The organism is Methanococcus voltae PS (assembly GCF_024807035.1).
In the GTDB taxonomy this organism is placed as follows: domain Archaea; phylum AGJL01; class Methanococci; order Methanococcales; family Methanococcaceae; genus Methanococcus; species Methanococcus voltae.
In genome coordinates this window covers 289,837-312,845 of the sequence record NZ_JANUCQ010000001.1, presented here as the reverse complement: position 1 = coordinate 312,845, position 23,009 = coordinate 289,837, and the positions used below count along the sequence as shown (strand labels likewise).

The 23,009-nt window shown below is 29.5% G+C and carries 20 protein-coding genes and 1 other RNA gene; 8 read left to right on the top strand and 13 right to left on the bottom strand.

Features of this window, described 5'->3' with window-relative positions; genetic code table 11:
- Positions 1 to 17 precede the first annotated feature (17 nt).
- The 4 genes from porB to M2325_RS01525 form a co-directional block, all read right to left on the bottom strand.
- The gene (gene porB / locus M2325_RS01540) at positions 18 to 911 is read right to left on the bottom strand and encodes a pyruvate synthase subunit PorB (protein WP_209590301.1); all 894 of its coding nucleotides are present in this window, start codon (positions 909 to 911) and stop codon (positions 18 to 20) included.
- 133 nt (positions 912 to 1,044) lie between these two features.
- Positions 1,045 to 2,208, bottom strand: coding sequence for a pyruvate synthase subunit PorA (porA, locus tag M2325_RS01535; protein WP_209590300.1), 1,164 nt, complete (start codon positions 2,206 to 2,208; stop codon positions 1,045 to 1,047).
- 98 nt (positions 2,209 to 2,306) lie between these two features.
- Positions 2,307 to 2,567, bottom strand: a complete 261-nt coding sequence (porD, locus tag M2325_RS01530) for a pyruvate synthase subunit PorD (RefSeq protein WP_013180461.1) — start codon at positions 2,565 to 2,567, stop codon at positions 2,307 to 2,309.
- A 126-nt stretch (positions 2,568 to 2,693) separates the two neighbouring features.
- Complete coding sequence (locus tag M2325_RS01525) at positions 2,694 to 3,224, bottom strand: pyruvate ferredoxin oxidoreductase subunit gamma (RefSeq protein WP_209590297.1); 531 nt, start codon at positions 3,222 to 3,224, stop codon at positions 2,694 to 2,696.
- A 504-nt stretch (positions 3,225 to 3,728) separates the two neighbouring features.
- On the opposite strand from M2325_RS01525, the gene M2325_RS01520 reads away from it, so the two are divergent.
- Both M2325_RS01520 and M2325_RS01515 read left to right on the top strand, forming a co-directional pair.
- Positions 3,729 to 4,061, top strand: a complete 333-nt coding sequence (locus M2325_RS01520) for a DUF357 domain-containing protein (protein WP_209590295.1) — start codon at positions 3,729 to 3,731, stop codon at positions 4,059 to 4,061.
- Between the two features lie 45 nt (positions 4,062 to 4,106).
- Positions 4,107 to 4,448, top strand: coding sequence for a DUF555 domain-containing protein (locus M2325_RS01515; RefSeq protein WP_209590294.1), 342 nt, complete (start codon positions 4,107 to 4,109; stop codon positions 4,446 to 4,448).
- A 203-nt stretch (positions 4,449 to 4,651) separates the two neighbouring features.
- Here the strand turns inward: M2325_RS01515 and gatA are convergent, their stop codons facing one another.
- The 3 genes from gatA to ffs all read right to left on the bottom strand — a co-directional run bounded on the left by gatA (position 4,652) and on the right by ffs (position 9,372).
- On the bottom strand, positions 4,652 to 5,953 hold the full coding sequence (gene gatA, locus M2325_RS01510; RefSeq protein WP_259050628.1) for an Asp-tRNA(Asn)/Glu-tRNA(Gln) amidotransferase subunit GatA: 1,302 nt from the start codon (positions 5,951 to 5,953) through the stop codon (positions 4,652 to 4,654).
- Between the two features lie 280 nt (positions 5,954 to 6,233).
- A complete protein-coding gene (locus tag M2325_RS01505; protein ID WP_209590290.1) occupies positions 6,234 to 7,658 on the bottom strand; it encodes an alanine/glycine:cation symporter family protein in 1,425 nt (474 codons plus the stop codon).
- 1,400 nt (positions 7,659 to 9,058) lie between these two features.
- Positions 9,059 to 9,372, bottom strand: an RNA gene (ffs, locus tag M2325_RS01500) — signal recognition particle sRNA.
- A gap of 633 nt (positions 9,373 to 10,005) precedes the next feature.
- Here ffs and ftsZ point away from each other — a divergent pair.
- Positions 10,006 to 11,103 carry a cell division protein FtsZ gene (ftsZ, locus tag M2325_RS01495; protein ID WP_259050627.1) on the top strand — a complete coding sequence of 366 codons (1,098 nt, stop codon included), beginning with the start codon at positions 10,006 to 10,008 and terminating at the stop codon, positions 11,101 to 11,103.
- Positions 11,104 to 11,477: 374 nt separating this feature from the next.
- Complete coding sequence (locus M2325_RS01490; RefSeq protein WP_209590286.1) at positions 11,478 to 11,990, top strand: helix-turn-helix domain-containing protein; 513 nt, start codon at positions 11,478 to 11,480, stop codon at positions 11,988 to 11,990.
- Between the two features lie 121 nt (positions 11,991 to 12,111).
- Here M2325_RS01490 and mnmL read toward each other — a convergent pair whose 3' ends face one another.
- Positions 12,112 to 13,044, bottom strand: coding sequence for a tRNA modification radical SAM protein MnmL/YtqA (mnmL, locus tag M2325_RS01485; RefSeq protein ID WP_374759665.1), 933 nt, complete (start codon positions 13,042 to 13,044; stop codon positions 12,112 to 12,114).
- Positions 13,045 to 13,481: 437 nt separating this feature from the next.
- Here mnmL and pheS point away from each other — a divergent pair, with 437 nt between their 5' ends.
- The 3 genes from pheS to M2325_RS01470 all read left to right on the top strand — a co-directional run bounded on the left by pheS (position 13,482) and on the right by M2325_RS01470 (position 16,429).
- Positions 13,482 to 15,017, top strand: coding sequence for a phenylalanine--tRNA ligase subunit alpha (pheS, locus tag M2325_RS01480; protein WP_209590283.1), 1,536 nt, complete (start codon positions 13,482 to 13,484; stop codon positions 15,015 to 15,017).
- Positions 15,018 to 15,107: 90 nt separating this feature from the next.
- Positions 15,108 to 15,641 (top strand): FeGP cofactor biosynthesis guanylyltransferase HcgB family protein, encoded by a 534-nt coding sequence (locus tag M2325_RS01475; RefSeq protein ID WP_259050626.1) that lies wholly within the window; start codon positions 15,108 to 15,110, stop codon positions 15,639 to 15,641.
- A complete protein-coding gene (locus tag M2325_RS01470) occupies positions 15,638 to 16,429 on the top strand; it encodes a DUF1188 domain-containing protein (protein ID WP_209590273.1) in 792 nt (263 codons plus the stop codon). Before M2325_RS01475 ends, M2325_RS01470 begins: the two co-directional genes overlap by 4 nt.
- A 62-nt stretch (positions 16,430 to 16,491) precedes the next feature.
- Here M2325_RS01470 and M2325_RS01465 read toward each other — a convergent pair whose 3' ends face one another.
- Positions 16,492 to 17,118, bottom strand: a complete 627-nt coding sequence (locus tag M2325_RS01465; protein ID WP_209590270.1) for a DUF366 family protein — start codon at positions 17,116 to 17,118, stop codon at positions 16,492 to 16,494.
- Between the two features lie 182 nt (positions 17,119 to 17,300).
- Positions 17,301 to 18,638, bottom strand: a complete 1,338-nt coding sequence (locus M2325_RS01460) for an S-layer protein (RefSeq protein ID WP_209590268.1) — start codon at positions 18,636 to 18,638, stop codon at positions 17,301 to 17,303.
- Positions 18,639 to 19,166: 528 nt separating this feature from the next.
- Here M2325_RS01460 and pyrE point away from each other — a divergent pair.
- On the top strand, positions 19,167 to 19,721 hold the full coding sequence (gene pyrE / locus M2325_RS01455) for an orotate phosphoribosyltransferase (RefSeq protein WP_245314044.1): 555 nt from the start codon (positions 19,167 to 19,169) through the stop codon (positions 19,719 to 19,721).
- An 85-nt stretch (positions 19,722 to 19,806) separates the two neighbouring features.
- On the opposite strand, the gene M2325_RS01450 is transcribed toward pyrE, so the two are convergent.
- From M2325_RS01450 to M2325_RS01440, 3 genes are all read right to left on the bottom strand, one after another.
- Positions 19,807 to 20,226: a DUF2120 family protein gene (locus M2325_RS01450; protein ID WP_209590266.1), complete on the bottom strand. Its 420-nt coding sequence runs from the start codon at positions 20,224 to 20,226 to the stop codon at positions 19,807 to 19,809.
- 84 nt (positions 20,227 to 20,310) lie between these two features.
- Complete coding sequence (locus M2325_RS01445; RefSeq protein WP_259050624.1) at positions 20,311 to 21,399, bottom strand: UPF0104 family protein; 1,089 nt, start codon at positions 21,397 to 21,399, stop codon at positions 20,311 to 20,313.
- Positions 21,400 to 21,725: 326 nt separating this feature from the next.
- Positions 21,726 to 22,895 carry a preprotein translocase subunit SecD gene (locus M2325_RS01440; RefSeq protein WP_209590263.1) on the bottom strand — a complete coding sequence of 390 codons (1,170 nt, stop codon included), beginning with the start codon at positions 22,893 to 22,895 and terminating at the stop codon, positions 21,726 to 21,728.
- Positions 22,896 to 23,009 lie beyond the last annotated feature (114 nt).

Below are 23,009 nucleotides of genomic sequence, written 5' to 3'. Positions count from 1 at the left end.
TAAATAATTTAAATAATTTAAATTCCCATTTCTTGACATTTGTGGTTGATTAAGTTTTGCATTTCTTCAATGTCTTCTTCGGTTAAATGCCTGTATCTTTTTTGAGTTTTTAAGTATTCTTCAATTGAAATTCTTTTTGAAGGTTTGTATGTTACTCTGTACTCGCCGTTTTCAATTTCGTAGAGTGGCCAAATTCCTGCTTTAACTGCCAATCTACCCAATTCAACTGTTTTAGCTGCTGGGTATCCCCAACCTGTTGTACAAGGTTGTAAAATTTGAATAAATGCGGGTCCATCAATTTCACATGCTTTTTTAACTTTATTCATAAAGTCTTCTGGGTAGCTGATTGAAGCAGTAGCTACGTAAGGGATGCCGTGAGCTGCCATAATCATTGGCATGTTTTTCTTAGGTCTGTTTTCTCCCCTAATTACACTACCTGCAGGTGAAGTTGTTGTTGAAGCCATGTAAGGCGTTGAACCACTTCTTTGAACACCCGTGTTCATGTATGCCTCGTTATCGTACATGATGTAAACCATGTCGTGACCTCTTTCCATTGCACCACTTAATGCCTGGAATCCGATATCTGCGGTACCACCGTCACCACCAAAAGCGATTACGTTTACTTTTTCGCCTTCGTAAAGTCCTCTTTTTCTTTTCAAGGATTTAACTGCTGCTTCGATACCACTTGCAACTGCTGCTGCGTTTTCGAATGCAACGTGCATCCAAGGCACTCTCCAAGCTGTTTCTGGGTATGGAGTTGTCATAACTTCGAGACATCCGGTAGCGTTTGCTACGATGGTGTTTTTACCTGCTGCTTTTAAAGTCAATCTTGCAACAATTGCTGCCCCACAGCCAGCACAACCTCTGTGTCCGGGAGCAAATAATTCTTCTCTTGGGAATTGTCTTGCCATCTTACCACCGATAAAATTATTGAAATTTTAAGGTTTAATTATTTTTAAATTTTATTTGATATTATTTGATATTATTTGATATTATTTGATATTATTATTTTTAATTAGTTATTTTTTAATTATTTAACTTAAATTATTCTTTTAAGCCAATCCATTTTGTTTCAGTGTCTTTTGCTTCATTTTCAGTATGTTCTATGATTTCTTTGATATTTGCTTTTCTTATATCTCTTCCACCGAGTCCTACGATGTAATTAACGGTTTTTTTGTCCTTTAAGAAGGGAGCAATATCGGTAAACAAAGCACCTTTGTCTAAACCTAAGCTTATATCTTTATCCAAGATTGCTACGTTTTTAGCACCTTTTAAAGCTTCTTTTATTTCTTCAGTTGGTAAAGGTCTGTAACTGATGATTTTTAATAAACCGTATTCTTTACCTTCTGCTTTTAATTCATCGATTACATCTTTAATAGTTCCACACAATGAACCCATTGTTATTAAAACTGTTTCTGCATTTTCAATGTTGTAAGATTCTATTAATCCGTTTCCGTAAGCTCTACCGAATTTTTCAGCGAATTTATCATGAATGTCTTTAATAACATTTAAAGCAACGTCTTGAGCTTTTTGAACATCATATCTTGTTTCCATATACCACTCAGGGTCACCTAATGCACCTTGAGTCATTGGTTTTTCAGGTCTTAAGTATGCGTGTTTAGGTTCATATTGACCAACAAAGTTCAAAACTTTTTCTTTTTCAGGTATTTCGACAGGTTCCACGGTGTGTGTTAAAATAAAACCGTCTAAGTTTACCATTACAGGTAACAAAACGTTTTCATTTTCTGCGATTTTAAATGCCTGGATAATTAAATCTAAGGTTTCTTGGTTGTTTTCAGCGTACAATTGAATCCATCCAGTATCTCTTTGTGAAATACTGTCTTGTTGGTCGTTCCAAATATTAATAGGCGCTGATAAAGCCCTGTTTGCGTTCATCATTACGATAGGCATTCTCATACCTGCTGCAGCGAATAATATTTCGTGCATTAACGCCAAACCTTGTGATGATGTCGCAGTGAATGTTCTTGCACCGGTTGCACTTGCACCGACACATGCACTTATTGCTGAGTGCTCACTTTCTACTTTAATGTATTCCGCATTTAATTCCCCGTTAGCTACGAATTCCGCTAGCTTTTCAACAGATGTTGTTTGAGGGGTGATAGGATAAGCGGCTATAACATCAACGTCTGCCAATTTAGCAGCTTCCGCAGCTGCTGAGGTGCCGGTTATAACTTTAACATTTTGCATGGTTATCCTCCCAATGTATTTTTTGGAAATTAGTACAATATTTTTGATAATTTTATTTTAAAATTCAAATTATTTTTATGTTAGTTTATAATTTTTAATTATTTTTCTTCTCTTATTCCAGTTATTGCCTTTACAGGACATTCTTCTTCACAAATTAAGCAACCTTTACAGTAATCGTAATCAATCTTGAAATCTCCGTTTTCATCTGGTTGAATACATCCCTCAGGACAGAAAATGTAACAATTTTCACATTTTATACATTTATCATTGTCTAAAATTGGTTTAAAGACTCTCCAACTACCGGTTTTGTTGTTAATTGAGTTTCCAGGTTCATAAATAATAGTACCTTTATTAACCATAAGTCCACCTGTTTTCTTAAATTATTTGCCTTATTTATATTATTTTACTTATTTATCTTATTAGTCATCGTCATTTTAATTCTTCATTATAAATAATTTCATATAATAATTTCATATTATAGATATTTATAAATTTTGAACACTGTTGTATGCCTTTTCAGCAGTTGCTGCGTTCTTTTCGCCTAATTTACCAGGGAATGTATCTTTAATAGCTTTTTTCAATGATTCAAGACTAACTTGATTTGTTAAACCTGCGAATGCTCCTACCATTGTGGTGTTAACAATTGGTACTCCTAAAACGTCTAGTGCAATTCCTGTTGCGTCGATTGTTTTAACGTCGTATCCTTCCAAATGGATGTCTTTTAATGTGTTTATTAAAATTAATCCGCCTTTTTGCAAACCGCTTGTAACGTCTGTTGTATCCAATAGTGTAGGGTCTTGAACAATTACAAAGTTTGGCGCATAAATTTGGGTTCTTAATCTTATTTTTTCATCATTTATCCTTGTGAATGCCATAACGGGAGCGCCCCTTCTTTCTACTCCGAAAAATGGGAATGCTTGACAGAATTTACCGTCGTAAAATGAAGCTTTGGCAAGAATTTGAGCAGCAGTCACTGCACCTTGTCCACCTCTTCCGTGAAACCTAACTTCAATCATTTGTCCACCTCAAAACGGTCGCTTAATGTTATTAACTTATTATTAATTTTTTTGATAATTTGATATTTTTGATTACAGTATTGATTAGTATGATTAGTATGATTATCCATGCCATATTTTTATGTCACTTTTATGTCACAAATTCAATCAGTATTGTCAATTATTATTTTTATAAAATATAGTAAATAATATATGAGACATTAGAATTATAATGATTAATCATTATAATTATATAATATATAAAGATTTTTATTGTAAGTCAAATGTCGTATAAAATGTCGATAAAATTAATACAAAAATCAATTAAATTTATCCAAATATTAGAGATAAATTCATAAAATGTACACTATTTACAAATAAAGTAATAAATATTAGAAATTAAAATGTAGGTACAATTAAAATAAATTAGCATATTGTAGAATTAATCGAGTGTTAATATATGATATAATAGTTATACAATATATAGAATAAATATGAAATTAATAAAATATACATGGTGTAAACTTGGAAATAAAAATCAACCCCGAATATGAAAATCAAAAGCAAGATGTAATATCCTATGCAAAAATAGAAAACTATTATGATAGAACAGAGGAAGCCATATCTATCATAAAAAAAGGAATGCCGTCTGAAAAAAGCTTACTTTACGATGTAGCCCTAGATTTCATGACTATGATAGAGTGTTACTTCTCAGATGCAAAGGCATTTATACAAAAAGGAGACTATATAAACGCATTTGCTTCGTTAAATTATGCTTATGGTTGGATAGATGCAGGTGCTAGACTTGGCATTTTCAATGTAGGCGACGACGATGTGAGATTTACATTAGCAAAATAGAGATAAAGTATAGCGAATAGCGAGAACAGTGAGATTGGTGAAAAAATGACAAATTATCACGTAAAATTACAAGCAGCGTATGTTGCAAAGAATGTAGAAGATGCAGAAGATGCAATAGGTATTGCAATTTCCCAAATAGGTAAAGCTTTGAACAAGGGAAAATTAGACTACGTAGACATCGAGTTAGGTTTAACCTTATGTCCTGAATGTAGCGAACCAGTTGATTGCGTGTTAGTGGTTGCGAGAACTGCAATTGTAGGTATCATCCTATCAATGAGAGTATTTAACGCAGAAAGTCCGGAACATGCCCTTAGAATTGCAAAAGCTTCAATAGGAAAAGCTTTAAAAGATATACCTCTCGAAGAAATCGACGTTGTAGAATTCTAAGGTACTAAAAATAAAATATCTAATAAATATATAAAATATTATTTTTCTTATTTTTTAAATTATGTTAATTGTTTAAAAGAGTTAAAATCTAAATTTAAAAGTTGTATTTAAATTATATCTAAATTATATCTAAATTATATCTAGGTTATACCTAAGCTATATATAAAAATTAAAAAAGTAAATTAAAAAAATAAAGTTTTTATTTAGAATCTATTTTCAAATTCAATCATTGTGTTTAATACTTTTTCATCGCCTAAAGGAGCCCCTTGCAATTGTAAACCAACAGGTATGCCGTTAATATCTCCACATCTTACAACACCTGCGCAAATACCACATAAGTTCGTAGGAACTGTTAGAACATCGTAAGCATACATATCCATTGGCGAAATTTCTTCCCCTAACTTGTGAGGTAATTTAGGAACTGTTGGACCTGCAATAATGTCTACTTTGTCAAACAATTTTATCATTTCTGCTTTCATTGTTCTTCTTGCCTGAAGTGCTTTTTTATAGTATTTTCCACTGAATTCCTGTTCACTGATTGTTTTACCGATTAAAATTCTTCTAAGTACTTCTTCGCCACAAGCTTCTTCTATTTGGTATCCGTACCTTCTACCATCATATTTCCTTGTAGCTGAAAAGAATTCAACATAGTTTATCAAATAGTAAGTAGGTAATGCTATGTCAGTGTAATTGTAGTTTAATTCTACGATTTCACAACCGATATCTTCTAAAGCTTGAATACCTTTTTCAATGTTGCTTCTAATTTTATCATCGGTGACGTCCATAAACTCTTTAACTACTCCTACTTTGTAGTTTTTAACTGCTTCAGTGTTTTTATTAAATTTAGGTGTAGCCAATGAAGTAGTTTCTGAAATATCTTTTCCTTTGATTGCATTTGTTAATAATAAAGCATCTTCTGCGTTTTTAGCTAAAGGTCCGATTTGGTCGAGACTCATTGATAAATCGCATAAACCTTGCCTACTTACAACGCCGTAAGATGGTTTAAAACCAACTACGCCACAATGACTTGCAGGGTTCCTAATACTACCGCCTGTATCACTACCTAAAGTCATGTCACACAAATCTCCAGCTACTGCTGAAGCGCTACCACTACTTGAACCGCCAGGTATCCTATCTAAAGCTGCAGGGTTTTTTGTTGCCCCGTAGTAAGATGTTTCACCACTACTACCACTTGCAAACTCGTCCATGTTTGTCATACCAATAATTAAAGCACCTTGTGACCTTAATTTTTTTACAACTGTTGCATCATAAGTTCCAACGTAGTTACTTAATGTTTTAGATGCGCAAGAGATTGTATACCCCTCGACATTGATGTTTGACTTAACACCTATTATTTTACCATATAATGGTTTGTTTTTTAAAGCTTCATTTTTTTCCAATTCTTGAGCTTCATTTAAAACTCTTTCAGGATTTACTTCAATGAAAGCGTTTAAGTCAGATTTTTCTATTTTTTCCAAGTATTTTTGAGCTCTATCTATAATCATTAAATCACCTTAACAATATGCTAACTCCGTATAATAGTGAATAAAATTTAATCTATATCTTTATAATAATTTTATAATAATTTTAATTTATAATATATTATCTCAAATATAATATAATCATTACTATTAAATTACTAATTAAATAAAAACTTTGTGTAATTTTTTTATAAATCATAAAAAATAAACGTAAACAAAATTAAAATAAATTAAAATAAATTAAAATAAAAATGTAATAATATATTTGAATATATTTAGAATAGTGGATTAAACTATTATAAATTTATTTTTGAGTTGATTCAGCTGTTGCTTCTGCTTTTTTAATCTTTTGGAAGTCTTTTGTTTCAGATACTACAACTTTCAAGAGTAATAATATACCAATTAAGTTAGGAATAGCCATTGCTCCGTTTAAAGTATCTGCGATATCCCATACAAGTGTTAAATCAGCTGTTGAACCCCAAATAACTACTAAAACGAAAATTATTCTGTAGAAATTTGCTATTTTTGAACTACATGCTAAATATTCCAAACATTTTTCACCGTAGTATGTCCAACCTAATATTGTTGTGTATGCGAAGAATGGCAATGCCATTGTTATAATCCATCCACTGTTTGGAAGTAAAGAGTTGAATGCAGCAATTGTAAGCTGTGCGCCTTCTAAACCGCTTGTTAAAAGACCAGATTTTAATGTAGCTATTGTTAATGCTAAACCAGTTATTGAACATATAATTATTGTATCAATAAATGTACCAGTCATTGAAATTAAACCCTGTCTTCCAGGGTGGTCAGTTTTAGCAGCTGCTGCAGCAATCGGAGCACTACCCAAACCTGCTTCGTTTGAAAATACACCTCTTGCAACCCCGTATCTCATAACCGTACCAATTGCACCTCCTGCAACTGCGGCTCCTGTGAATGCGTCACTGAGTATGTAAGATATTGCAGGAATTATGTATTGTAAATTCAATAATAAAACAGCTACACCTGCTATAAAGTAGAATACTGCCATAAATGGAACAATATATGATGTTACTCTACCAATAGACTTAATACCACCCATGGTCACAGCTGCAACCAAAATTGCAATTAATACCCCAATTCCTAATCTACCTATAAGGTCTACAGGTATGATTGATGATAATACAGGTGATAAAGCCGTAGTTATTGCAGGTGATAATAATGGTGACAATACATCAACTATTGAGTTAACCTGTGCTACGTTACCAATACCGAATGCTGCAAAAGCTCCGAAGAAAGCAAATAAAACAGCTAACCATTTGATTCCTGCACCCTTTTCAATATAGTACATTGGACCTCCTGCCATTTCTCCAGCATCGTCCACAACCCTATATTTAACAGCTAAAACTGCTTCAGCGTATTTTGTAGCCATACCAAATAATGCAGCAATCCACATCCAAAATATGGCACCAGGACCTCCGAATGTAAATGCAGTAGCAACCCCTACAATGTTACCTGTACCAATTGTAGCAGATAAAGCGGTAGTTAAAGCTTGGAATGGAGAAATATCTCCTTGTACTTTTTTATCGGATTTTTTAAACATTAATTTAAAAGCGTAAGGTAATTCCTTAAATTGATAACCTTTTAAAAGAATTGTAAGAATTACACCAGTACCTACCAATAAAGCAAGCATATACGGCCCCCATACAATTCCATTCAATTCGCCCATAAAGGACATAAAAACGTCTAACATGATATCACATCACTCCAACATAAAAATATTGTAATATTACAAAATATAAATCAAAATAAACGAATTAAACGAATTAAACGAATTAATCAAATATTTACACAAAAATAGGATATACAGTATAAACCATTTGCAGAAATAATTGAATAATCCTGACAAATAATACTACATAATACTAAATAACAAGAACATAGTTGTAATTATGTTCAAAACTCCACAATATTGAACATATATTACCTATATTAATGATTAAGCTCCACAACATAATCATTTCCCATTTTATTAGCGTATTACAAGTAATAACTTATTTTATATACTTTAGTGCACCTATTAAATCAATAGCGTCCTTCTATTTTTAATTTGTTTATTTAAATTTATATTTAGTAAGTAGTTATTATTTACCAATAAATTTGTTAATAAATTATTAATTAATTATTAATTAATTGTTAGTTAACTTATTATTGATTTATTAATACTATATTATTAATTTACTAAGTAGTATTTTAGTCTTTATAATCTAATTTATAATTATTTATAATTATTTATAATTATTTTTAAAATTTATTCCAACTCAATATGTAAATTTAAATCTCGATTAAATGACATAAGCAACTAAGTACAATAATGCTATTTATAGCATTATACGCCTTGATATACCCATTAAAAATATATAATATTTAATCATTATAAATCTACTTTTCAAGTTATATTATAAATCCTTTATATACGTTATGATACGATTAAAAAAATTAGAGCATTTTGAAACTGTACAATATTTCGATAAAAACGTATTACTTTATGAAAAACGATATTTTTGATATTCTAACTATCAAAATATATTAAAATTTAAAAAAAAATATTATTTATATAATATATAATTATTAAATATATATGTATCTATTAATGGTGTATCAATGTATGTATCTATGAGATTTTACAATTTAGAGTTGGATTAAATTTTAAAATCTGATTATTTCATTTTTTGTGGAGTTTGTATATTTAGTATAATAGTACTCTAATTAACTAATTATGAGAATGATTGTTGGAGTGATTAGTTATTATTTCCTACATTTGTGCCATATACATAGGTCGTAATGGTATATATCACTATTGAAATTTTTGGCATTGATTGACGTAAAAATAGGAGATTTTTTAAAAATAGATGATATTTATTTAATTATGTTGCGATATTATACTATTATATATTACAAAAATTATGTTATAATAGAGTCCTATTAATCATAAGATATCTAAAAATAATATTGATAATACATATAATGATGGTATGGATAATAGTAAATATAAAAATAAAGATGATGATAATAAAAAAATTTAAAAAATAAAAATTAGAATAATATAAAAATATAAAAATATAAAAATAGATATAATAAGCCTTAAAATAAAAAATGGCTTCCTTGGGGTGGACAAAAGCACCAAATCTCATTTTGCCTTAATTAGTACTCAGCCCCGCTACCCCTTGAGCGTCGAAGTAAATTCTACCGTTGCTCCCTTCCGGGCCTGGCGGGTTTCGAAATACGAAAAGAGTTTGACTCTTTCTTAAGAAAGAGAGTCTCTTACCATCTTACCCCAAAGGACGAAACGTCGACATACTAATTAAGAATGAAATTTGGGAACTTATGCCGCCCCCAAGTTTTCGGCTCTCGCAAAGGCGATTTCAAGTTACAGGAGACGCCTAACCTCCCAGCCTAGCCAATATTACATAACTTGTTCTAGCTTATATAGTTTACTATTTTATTATCTGTACTATTTTTTAGCATTTTTAGCATTTTTAGCATTTAAAACACTTTTACAACAGTTATTATTATTTTAGTCCATATTATATTATTTCTTATTTCATTTAATTTTTCCATGAAACGTATTAAATAAAAAGTATGGGGAATTTATAAATAATCGACAATTTAATAACCTATTTAAGAATCTAAATAGTTTCAATAAGTAAAATTTATATAACTATTAAAACTTATTATTTATATAGTGTTATAATTACCAAAAAAACTTTACAAGTATTGGATAATAATAATTAATATTAAATAATAATAAAATAACCCCAAATTTAAAAATACACTACATAAGGATTTATTTACAGCATATAAATTTGAATGGTTTATTATTAGAGTATATATAATATTATATGGGCATAATATTAAAAAAATACATTAAAAATATTCCAATATTGAAGATAGGATATAATTAATAGAATATTCAAAAAATAGGTATGCCTATCAAATTACATATAAAAAATAATATATATCATGAAAATTTATAGATATTATCAATAAATTATTATAATCTATCGATTTTATTTAAGATTTGCCTTTGGAGGATTACTATGAGACTTGTTAAAGATGCACTTTCTAAAAATAATGAAGAGTTATACCAAGCTCAAATGGCTAAAGATGATTTTGGAAACGCTAAAATTATCGTAGTAGGATGTGGTGGTGCAGGTAACAACACAATTTCAAGACTTACGGAGATAGGGATTGAAGGTGCTGAAACTATTGCATTAAATACAGATAAACAGCATTTAGAACATATTAAAGCAGATAAAACCATATTAATTGGTTCTACATTAACTAGAGGTTTAGGTGCTGGAGGATACCCAGAAATTGGTAGGAAATCCGCAGAATTAGCTAAAAACGTTCTCGAAGATGTTTTGAAAAATGCAGACTTAGTATTTGTCTCCGCAGGTATGGGTGGCGGTACAGGTACTGGTTCAGCTCCAATCGTCGCAGAAGTAGCAAAAGAAAGCGGTGCTGTTGTAATCGGTGTTGTTACATACCCATTCAAAATTGAAAGAGCCAGACTTAAAAAGGCAGATGAAGGTCTTAAAAGATTAACTGAATGTTGTGACACCGTTATTGTAATTGATAACAATAGATTAGTCGATTTTGTTCCTAACTTGCCTATGAACGAAGCTTTCAGAGTAGCAGACGAAATCATTGCTCAATCAGTTAAAGGTATTACAGAAACCATATCAACCAAGAGTATGATAAATATCGATTATGCGGACGTAAAAGCTGTTATGACTAACGGTGGTGTTGCCATGATTGGTGTGGGTGAGGTAGACAACGATTCCAAAGGCGATAGGGTAGAGAAAGTAGTTAAAGATGCTTTACAATGTCCTTTATTGGATATTGACTACAAAGGAGCTACAGGTGCTATTATACATGTTACTGGAGGTCCTGATTTAACATTGGGCGAAGCTAATAGGATTGGTGAAGGCATAACAAGCAGTATGGATGCAGAAGCTAACGTCATATGGGGTGCAAGGTTAGATAGCACAATGGACGGAGCAATTAGGGTAATGGCAATTATTACAGGTGTTAAATCACCAAACATATTGGGCGGTGGAAAAGCACCTCAAAGAATATTACCTAAAAAACAGCAACAATCTAAAAGTTCACTAGGAATTGACTACATTGTTTAATGTCATTTAATTAATCAATAACTAACTAAAATTAATTTTTACATACTTTTATTTTATACTATTTTAGCATTGTTTAGTTTTTAAATTATAATTGTAATATATTTTGTAAATATTATATATTAAAAAAATTAATATATTTATTAAAAAAATTAATACCATATAGATAATAAACGATAGATTTATAATATTAATACTTAATAATATATCTAATAATATTATAGCTAATAATAATCCACAATATAGTATTAATATTGAAATATTTGATAGAATATTATATATTATAAGACGAGTATATTATAATAAATAATTGGGTGTTTATGTAATAATATTACATGATTAAATAATTAGTAACAGAAATATGTGACGTGAGTGTTATGAAAGCGTATGAAAGGCTTTTATTAAGCTTAGGTTCTGAAAAGTTTACCGACGAGTTCAGAAAAATACTATTAGAATTAAATATTTCATTGAAGGAATTTTCAGACCATTCTCAAATACCTTATAGTACATTGTACAAAGTTATGAATAATAAAGATTTTAGAGTATCTACACTTCAAAAAATCGTGAAAGTAATTAAGGAATTTGAAAAAGATGATGAGTTAGATGATAAAATAGCAATTATTGCTGCAAGGTCTTCACTTAATAAACTTACTCAAAAAACCATTGAATTTAATGGTAAAACATACGCCATTAAGGAATATCCATCAAATACGCTTGAAGAGTGCCTTATATCGGCAGTTAGTGCGGAACGCGACGGAGTAAAAGCTATTGTATGCGCCCCTATAGTTAGTGCATGCGTTGAGAAACTTGTTAGAATACCTGTGGCTGTTGTCATTACCGAATCTTCAGACTATCTAAAAGCAGTTAAAATCGCTGCATCAAAAATATAAAACTTATAAATCTATTTTTTCATTATTTTAAATAAAAATAAGTTATAATTAAAAGAAAATAATAGTAGTTTATTATTTTAGTATATTACTATTTTAGTATTATTTTTTATCAAATATTAAACTAGATATTAAATTTTGAACCTTGGACTGTTTTTCTAGTTTTTAAATTGTTCGATATTTCGTTTAAAATTTTTAAACGTCCTAAATCCCATTCTGGTGATATTTTTATCTCTTTTGGAACTTTATCCTTTGAAACTCTTTGAATTAATATTTGAGGGGATATATGCTCTAAAAAATCCGTCACTAAGCTTATGTATTGTATTTTATCGAGTGACTTATATTCTGCATTCCAATACATCTCCTCAAGTTTTGTATTGTAGATAACTACGAGCGGATAAATTTTCAAAGCATCTATTTTTATTAAGGACAGCAGCTCTGCAGTTTGTAGCATTTCTTTCCTTGTTTCTCCAGGTAATCCCAAGATAATATGACCACAAACTTTTATACCTCGTTCCTTACAGTTTTTAATTGCGTTTAACGTGTCAATTGCGTCGTGTTTTCTATTAAGTAGAGTTAATGTTTTGTCATGTAATGTTTGAACCCCTAAATCAATCCAAATATCGTAACCCTGTTTTACATAGGTTTCTAAGATATCTAGCTTTTCGGGCTCCAAACAATCTGGTCTTGTCCCAATTGATAAACCTATTACATTTTCATAAGATAATGCAAAATCCCATAGTTCTTTTAGGTTTTCTGGCTCATCGTAGGTATTAGTAGCAGGATAAAAGTAAACGTAAAATTTATTTATGCCTTTTCTACCGTGTTCGTTTAATTGGAATTCTATTTGCTCTTTTAAGCTGTATTTACGATTACAATATTCTACGGAGATTGGCCTACCCATTTTCGGACAATAAATACAGCCTTTATCATCTAAAGTGCCGTCTTTATTAGGGCATGAAAACCCTGCATCTACAGGTATTTTAAAAGTTCTAAAGGGAATTTTAGACTTTACATAAACCCCGTATTGAGAAATGGGAAAACCTATTTTTCGCATATCCTGTATGCCATCCAATTCTGCGGTGAAAGTTAAATTTTCTGCCATTTTTAATACATTATTCTTTAAGGCGATATATTCTAAATCTTCCTTAAGACAACATTTATTATTTTCGTTTTTCTCTTTTTTCTCGTTTTTCTCATCTTTGCCCATAATCCACCAAACAATATGATACGAATATTAAAAATATATTAAATAAAATAATATTAAAAATATATTAGTAAAACAATAATATTTTAGATTATATTCTATATTCAATAGGTATATATAATTATATAATTGCAAATAAGAATTTTAATAAGTTTATTAACTCTGGAAATATCCAAATATTGAAATCAATTTTATAAATTATTAAATAGTATGGTAACATGATATTCAAATTAAAGGATAGTATGATTATTTATATTGAATATATTATTATTTACTAAGGTGAAATTATGATTATTGATGTAGAACTTCACAATGACGAAAAAAGAATATTACAAATATTTCAAAAATTTGGAAAAAATACACTTGACTTTGAAGAAATTTCACAAGAAATTGAGAAAGAAAAAATTATGAGGGCAGGTTTATGGCTTACAGGTCACAAACTTGCTGAAGTACTCGAAGAAAGTAAAAAACTTATAAAACTTAGCAAAGAAGGTATTGAAGCTAACGAAAAGCAATTACCTGAAAGAAGACTTTCAAAATATATATTAAATAATAAACTTGAAAGTATTGCTATAAAAGACCTTTCAAAAGTTGAAACTCTTGAAAAAGGAGAAATAAACCCGTTATTAGGTAATTTAAAGAAAAAAAACCTTGTAGCAATTGATAAAGGTAATATTGTTTTCAAAAATTTAGATTATGAAGATGAAGAGGAAATTTTAATTTCAAAAATTGGAAAATTAGAAGATGGAATCGACATATCTGAATTAATCAAGGAAGACAAAAAAACAGTTGATTCTTTGAAAAAAAGAGGATTAATTGAAGTAAAAGAGATTAAAAATAGGGAATTAAAATTAACTCCTGAAGGCATTGAATACATCAAGAATCCTATTGAAATTAAAGAAGAAATCACACAATTGACTAAAGAAGATATCTTAAGTGGAAAATGGAAAGAATGTGATATAAGAGCTTACGATGCTACCATACCTACTGAAAAGGTTTACCCTGCCAAACCTCATCCGATGGCTAAAATCATTGACGATGTTAAGGATATTCTCGTATCAATTGGGTTCAAAGAAGTTAAAACATCCGCTGTACAAACTGAACTTTGGAATTTTGACTCTTTATTTGAACCACAGGACCACCCTGCAAGAGATATGCAAGATACGTTCTTTTTAAAGTATCCAAATGCTGGACTTGTAGATGAAGAATTACTTCAAAAACTTAAATTAATACACGAACAAGGTATTGTTGGAGATGAACAAATCTCTAAAGGCTGGGGATATGTATTTAGTGAAGAAGTATCTAAAAAAGTAGTATTGAGGACACATACTACCGTTTCTTCGATTAAATATTTAGCATCGTTGAGTGAAGAAGAAAAAGAAAAAGCTCAAAAAGTATTTTGTATAGATAGAGTATTTAGAAATGAAGCAATCGATTATAAACACTTACCAGAATTTTATCAATGTGAAGGCATTGTAATGGATGACAATGTGAATTTCGATAACTTAGTTGGATTATTATCCGAATTCTTAAACAAATTAGGATTTGAAAAAGTAAGAATAAGACCTGCTTACTTCCCATTTACAGAACCTTCGCTTGAAGCAGAAGTTTATGTTGAAGGTAAAGGTTGGATGGAATTACTCGGTGCAGGTATATTCAGACCAGAAGTTTTAGAGCCTTTTGGAATCAAAAAACCGGTTTTAGCATGGGGAATTGGTTTAAGTAGACTTATAATGATGATATTAGAATTAAAAGATATCAGAGAACTTCATAAAAATGATTTAGATTGGATAAGGAATAGCAGAGTTAAAACAGTTAAGTAAAACAATTAAATAAAAAATTATAATTCATATATATCTAAATATATATCTAAATTAACTATTTTCATATTTTAAAATTATGTTTGGGATATCGTGGAAAAAATTAACAAGATAGTTAAGAATTCTTATGTTCAATCATTGGAAAATTGCAGAAATGGAGACCGAATTGAAGAAATTGAGGCAATTCAAAATCTCATCAAAAATTCTAAAAAAATTGTAGTTGCAACTTCCAATGGAAAGAAATTTAAAGTAGTAAAAAATATTATTTTGAAAGTTTTAGATACTCATACTAATCATAATACAATTAGCAATTGTAAAAATAATCAAAATAATATTATCATTGAAATGTTAGATATTTGTACAAATTCGGCAGATTTAACAAGAATGCCTGCATTAACTAAAGGAATGATTGCAGTTGACACAACAAATGCAGATTTAATCATAGCTCGTGGTAGATTGGGCGTTGCAGGCTCTGGCTCATTACTATTGATAATGGACGGCAAAGGGCGAATTTTAACCGGTGCAATGTCTCCTTCTTCAATAATCCATAATAAAAGCATAGAACACAAAATAGAGTTCGAACTTTTAAAAGCACTTGAAAAAATAGGGATAATGGTGGAACTATGAAGTACGGTATTACTGAAAATGTTAAAACAATTGAATCAAAAGTCAAAGTTAGAGATATTATAAAAAAGATTGCTGAAAAAAAGGCTAATGCAATAAAATATTACCTAGAGGGTGAGGAATTTAAGCAAGCGATTATATTTGGTGCTTATTTATCGGGTAACTATATTGCTAATATGATTAAACCAGATTGTGAAGAGGTTATATTAATCGACTCACAGCCCCACTTAGAAGATATTGTTACAGGGAACGGCATAAAATTCATGGATTTGAATACATTTATGCTAAAACTTAGAAACAATAACTCTAAGGAAATAAATCCAGATTTAATAATCGATGTTACGGGATTAGGTGGTGTAGACCCTAATATCTTAAAAGATTTTGACCCTAAAGTATTAATTATTGAAGACCCTAAAAGTTCGTTCGATAAAGAATTAATGGAAGCAGATAATACCCATAAAAGATTATGTGTTGGTCAGAGAAAAGGTTCTTTAAAAACTCTACGTTCTTCAAAAATTTCAAAAACGTCTGGTACTATGACACTTACCGTTGATGTAATAATGGATAGCTGCATGGATATTAAAGAATTAGATGGCGTATTGTATGCAGTTCCTAATTTAGAATATTTTGAAGGTATTGTATTCCATGAAAAAGATGTTAGAAAGTTTTTAAGGGAAGTAAATACACCTGCACTTACTGTTAGTTGCTTAGGAAATTTAGATACTGAAATCGATGAAATAATCGACATTAACATGAACAAAATTCATTCATTTGTTAAACCAGTGCAATAAAATAATAAAATAATAAAATAATAATAATTTAATTTTAATAAGTTATTTTATTTAATTATTTTTTAGAATAAAGGTAACGTTTTTCTAATATCTCTTTCTATTTTATCAGTTTCTTTGCAGTATTCTAAAATTATGTTTTCTAAAATTTCATCTAAGTCGCTTTCATTTAATCCCATTTCTAATAAACCAATTGCTGAAACGTGCTCTGGCGTACCTTCGGAAGTTACATTTAAACCGAGATGGATTTTGCCTGAAGTAACGCCCTTACAAGCAATACATACAGATATTTTTTTATTATTGTAGTACAAGTCGTCGCCTGTCTTTAATACCTTAATATTTGCTTTTGTTTCGATTACATCTTTTACAATATTTACAAGCATTCTTTGTCTTAAATAAGTAGTTTTTAAGTCGCAATTATCGAAATGCTCTACTATAAAGTTTATTGCACGTTTTGACGAAATAGGGATTTCGTATTCTGCTTCTTCTTTTACGTCTTTTAAATCCTTCATATTTGCTATTTTTACTTGCATAGCACCTATGAAACCTACGATACTATCTTTTTGAACATCAAATGATTTAAAAGCCCATAAAGGTTCTATTTCTTCCCCAGTGTAATCCAAATTAGTGTTTACTTTTATACCACAAATACTGTTAAAATCTAATTTTTTAGAATTATTGTTTAATTGCATAATTTCACCATTTCCAATCTCTAATCAAATAATTTTAATAAATAACTACTAAAAATAATATAAAAGATAATATAAAAGATAATATAAAAATGTATAGTTGATTTAATCATATACTATTTTAGTAAAAATAAAATTAAAAAAATTAAAAAAAGAATATTAAAGTTTAAAACTTATTTTATAACTTAGTTTAAAACTTTTACAGTGTTATCGTTCACATATTCAACGGTCATTGTAGATTCACCGTTGTATAATCCTTTTTTCATTGCAAGAACGCATGCTTTAGTACCTAATTTATCGGAACCTGCAAGAACTAAGATTTCACTATTTTTATTGAATGGATTTGTCACTTTTTGAATGATACCTTTATTTTCACCAGGGTTCTCATTTGAAACCTTGAAAATCAATCCATTTTGTATTTTTGCTGTTGCTTGGTTAGCTACAGGACCACCTACGAGAATTAAATCAGCACTTGACATCAATAATTCATCCTGGTCGATTATATTAACCGAACCTTGGAAGTCTACAACTTTTTCTTGTAATTTATTATTTTTGTAAAGGAATATCTGGTCATCCCAGTCATCTTCCTTGTCATTTTCAATTTTAACGGCAAATACGTTGTTACCGAAGCTTCTTGAACCTTCTTCCAGGTCTATGGTGTAATCGGCATTTTTAACTATTTTAAAGAATGTTTCACTTGTATTTGAACCAACGTCTGCGAGTTCAATATTGTAATTCAGGAAGTTGAAATTTTTAGGCAATTCGTCTGCGTTTCTATGTTCTAATTCGATAGTTTTACCATCGATATCAACTCTTACATCGTCATAGCCTTCTAAATCATCGCCTTTTACAAATTCATATGACCTATACACGTTGAAAAAGAATACTTTTTTATCATCTGCTTCTAATAGGTCATCATATTTTAAAGCAATTTCTTCCCCTTTTACTTTACGAACGTCATCTTGGAATAATTTAAAGTTATCAACTCTTTTACCGTTTCTTAAAACGTCAACCATGAGTTCGCCTTTGGAGAATGCCAATAATTTAACGGTAATATCGTCTACGGTAAACGAATCTGAACATGACGTATCTTCTATTAAGTTACCTAAAACTATTTTATCTCTATCAGATTCTAAAACTGTGTAGCTACTACCCATGAATGAAACTTCATCTCCGATGTCATCTGACTCAAGGGTTTCTTTGTATTCTACATCTTTATATATTACATTTGAACCTTCTCTCTTGAATGAAACTTCAAGTCTTTCGGTATTGTCTGTTAATTCAAATTCGTCAATAGCAGGTACGAAATAAATTAAAGTTTCTAAAACTTTTAGCTTTTTATCGTCAGTAACTGAAAGTTCTCTTTTTGAATAGTAACTGTCTAAAAGCATATTTGCATAATCTGCATCTACCTTATCCTTGTTAACCACAATTAAAGGGCTATTTAGTGAATAACCCATTGATATTGGAGCCATTACCATTATGGCCAATACTAAAACTGCCATATATTTTGGTAAATTCATTAAATCACCACGTTTAGTAAATTAAATTGTTATTTAAATTTTCGCAATTAGATATTTGTTAATATATTTCAAATTATATTTCAAATTTTAAGAATATATTACGCACACCTTTGAGTAATTACAATATACAATATAGTTACGAATAGTTATATTATCTTTAAAAGTTATTGTAATTTTATAGAATAATAATTTTAAGTGTGATTATTATATAAATATTGATAAAAGTTTTATAATTAATATATTTTGTCATTTGGTTTGGTCTACCATTGATAAATATTAATTAAAATTTTTATAGTGATGTACCTTAAATAATGTACACAGTTTAGTATCTTTCGTTCAAAATATAAATTACTTATTGTTTTTTTAATCCTTAATCAAAATTAAATAAATCAAATATTATTAAATATTAGAATTGTATACTTTTAGAAGAATGTATTGAGCGTATAAAAATAATATAAAAATGTAAAAATGTAAAAATTATAAAGTAGTAAAATAGAGAAAATAATAAAATATAAACACGGTGAAATTATGAATTCCAACGATTTAAAAGCAAATTTAATTAATTTACTTAAAGAAGTTAACTGCGTAAAATTTGGAGAATTTACATTGGCTTCAGGTAAAAAAAGCGACTATTATGTAGATATTAAAAAAGCTACCACTAATCCAAAAGTTTTAAAGGCTGTAGCAAAATTAACTGCTAAATTATGCGAAGAATTTAAAGAAAATGGAGAATATGAAAATTTAAAAGTTGCAGGTGTTGAACTTGGCTCTGTATCAATAGCTACAGCTGTTTCTTTGGAACTTGAAAAAGATTTATTAATTGTTAGAAAAAAAGCTAAGAGTTATGGAACTAAAAATAAAATAGAAGGCGAATTAAACCCTAACGATAACGTAATCGTTATGGAAGACGTAACTACGACTGGTGGAAGCGTATTAAAAGCTGTTGAAGAACTTAAAGAGGCTAATGCTAACGTTAAAGCTGTTTTTGTAATTGTAGATAGATTAGATGGTGCAGACGAATTAATGAAAGAAAATAACGTTAGATTCATTCCTTTAGTTAAAGTTAATGAATTAAAAGATTAATAGTTAAAAAATAAATAAATAATAAAAATAAAATTCTTTTTTAATTTTAAAATATTTTATGGATTAATTTATATGTATTTTTAAATTAGTACAACACCATAACTTCTACAAATTTATGTTGTTCGTCTTCTTCATTATACCACATGCTTATGCCAAGCATTAAATCGTCTTTTTTACCAAGTGCATAATCACATTTGCATCCAATATTTTCAAAAGAAGCTTTTAAAGCATCAAAACCCATTTCGTCAGGGAATAGTCCTTCTTCACCCATTATTTCATTTATTCTGTTTACCATCCCAATTTTATCCCCTTCGTTCATTAATTCGTATCCATTTTGTTTTATTTTAGCTTCTAAATATTCTTTAATGCTTTTATAATCGTTAAACTCCAAATCTCGGCAAATACTTCTAACAGCTATCATTTCTTCTTTATTTACAACAGGTTTTGAACCTTTGAACGCATCTAACGACCTTACTACTTTTCCAATTTTAACATTTAACATCATAATATTCACCATAATATAAAATACTGTAAAATACATAAATCTGAAATAATATAAAAATTTGATTTATTTTAGTTTATTTTACATTTAATTATTTAATTCTTCTTCTCTTTCTTTTTGATTATTTCTTAATTCCTTTAATTTATGGGATTTTGTTTTAATTAAGTGGAATGATATGGCACCAAATATGGACACCAATACATAAGAAACTACCCTATCCAATAAAGTTATTGTTGCCGCACTAGATGGGGCTATTTTAAAGAATACGTACATTGCAATCATTACAGTATCCGAAGTACCCAAACCGCCCGGCAATGCAGGAACAATTCCAACCAATAATGAAACCAAATATGTTGAAGAAACTGCAAATAATGGAGCTATTGAACCAATTGCTATAAAGAATATATATATCTTGAAAATATCGAGAGACCACCACATAAATGAATAAAATGTTGCAATTGCAATCCCTTTCTTTTTTGTTTTAAAAAAAAGTAAGGTTTTTTGGAATTCATCTACGCCCTCGCATAATCTACTATCGGATACTCTTTTCTTAGAAAATTTCCTAAATATTTTTGCACCAAATTTTACAATTTTGTACGCCAATTGTTTGTGCATAGCTACATATAATATCGTTCCAGTTAGTGTCATTACTATTATCCAAGCCATTATGAACATTAATGTATACTGCTCCGATAAGCCATTTACTATGAAATATAATATGATTATAAAGGAAAGGGTCAAAAATACTACACTATCCAATAATCTTTCAATCATAACTGTTGAAAATGAAATATGGTAAGGAATATTCCCTAGTTTTGAGAGATAATACGCCCTAAAAGGTTCTCCTCCGCCTTTCATAGATGGGGTAATATTATTTATAAACTGTCCCATTAACACTAAATTAAGTAAATCCAGGTATTTTGCAGAATATCCTTTTAATTTTAGCAAATATTGCCATCTTAGAATCAACATTACGATTGCAAGAGCATAAACTATAATAGATAACCCAAATATTTGGAAGTTTGTCTTTAACAAAACTTGATATATGTCCTCAAGACCTATCCAATTAAATATGTATGCCATTATTGCGAAACCTAAGCCGTAAAATATAATGTTTTTTACCCATTTTCGGACATTTAAGCTTTTAGACCTGGATTCTGAACCTTTTGAATTCATTTTTTCCCCTTAATTTAAAGTTAAACTATTATAATCCCATCAATCTAATCATAATTAATCATCTAATCAAATTAGACTTAGTTAAAATTGAATAACGTATAATAAATATTTAATTTATTTAAATTATATATGTTATATTTAAAAACTAATTCTTCTCTACTTTTAAAAGATATTTTTTATAATATATATAATTTGTTTTTATAATTGGATAATACGAAGTATTTGAAGAATAGTAATACAAAATAGTACATAGAAATCTGAAAAACTTAATAGACATTTAAAATAATTGTTGTTTTAAAAAATAAAAAAAGAAAGTAAGTAATTAATTAATATTTTCTCAATAATTCTCTTATTATTCTTGCAAATGCAGGTCTTGAGATGAATACCCCGAATAAAACACCTGCTATTGTTGTTATCGCAAATCCTTTTAACATACCAATACTCATTAAGAATAATGGGGACATTGCCGCAATCGTGGTTGCTGCTGCACCAAATATAATAAAGAATGCTCTTTGAATGCTTCTTTTAACTTTTTTAGATTCACCCGCTAAGGTTTCATCAGTTATCACGATTTGGTGGTCAACACTTGTACCCAAAGTGGCAATGATACCCGCAATAGCTGCTAAATCTAATTTCCAACCTATTATTGAAGCGAAACCTAAAATAAGGAGTACTTCAGAAGCTCCAGTTATCAATATAGGAAGAACTATCTTAGGAGTTTTATATCTGATACCAATTACAGTTGCCACAGCTAAGAAAGCAATGATACCTGCTATTATTGAACTTTTTATGAATTCTTCACCCAATGTAGGAGAAATTGAATTAATGTACGCGATATTAACTTTTACAGGTAATGAACCAGATTTTAAAGCTGTATAAATTGCCCAAGCTTGGTCTTCGTCATCCTTTGTAGGATTACTACCTGCTACAGTTATTACCTGGCTAGGGTGTGGTTTTCCGTCTGCTAAATCCGGTGAAAGTACCGGGTCACTTATTAAAATTTCATCGAGGTAAAGGTTTACTTTATAACCACCTTTTCCATAGGAAACGTTTGCAAAATTATCTGCACCCGTTGCTGATAATTTAAAACTTACACCATAGCCTGCTGCAGTTAAAGCCGGTTCTTCAACATATTCAACATCTTTACCAGTGTAAGCAGTTACATTATCTATTGTAGCGTAAAATACCCCTTGTTGAGCTATAACTTTCTTAATACGCTCTAAATCAGCACTTTCGGGTATTTCAATCGCTATTTCTTCACTACCCCTCGAATAAACATTCACATCACTTAAACCATTTGTATTTAACCTACTTGTTAAAATTTCGGTAATGACGCCCATTTCCTGTTCCGTAACTGGTTTTTCCGTTTGTAGTACTATTGTAGACCCACCACTTAAATCTACACCAAAAGATATTCCATTGAATACAATTGCTAATATAGAAGCTACAACACACACCAATAGGAATAAAACCTTTTTATCTTTTAGTAATTTCATAATATCCCTCAATTAAATTAACTAAAGCATAATTAATTTAATTAATTTAATTAATTTTGGTATTGTATTATTCATATACTATTTTATATTATAGCATGTTCATTGATTTTATTT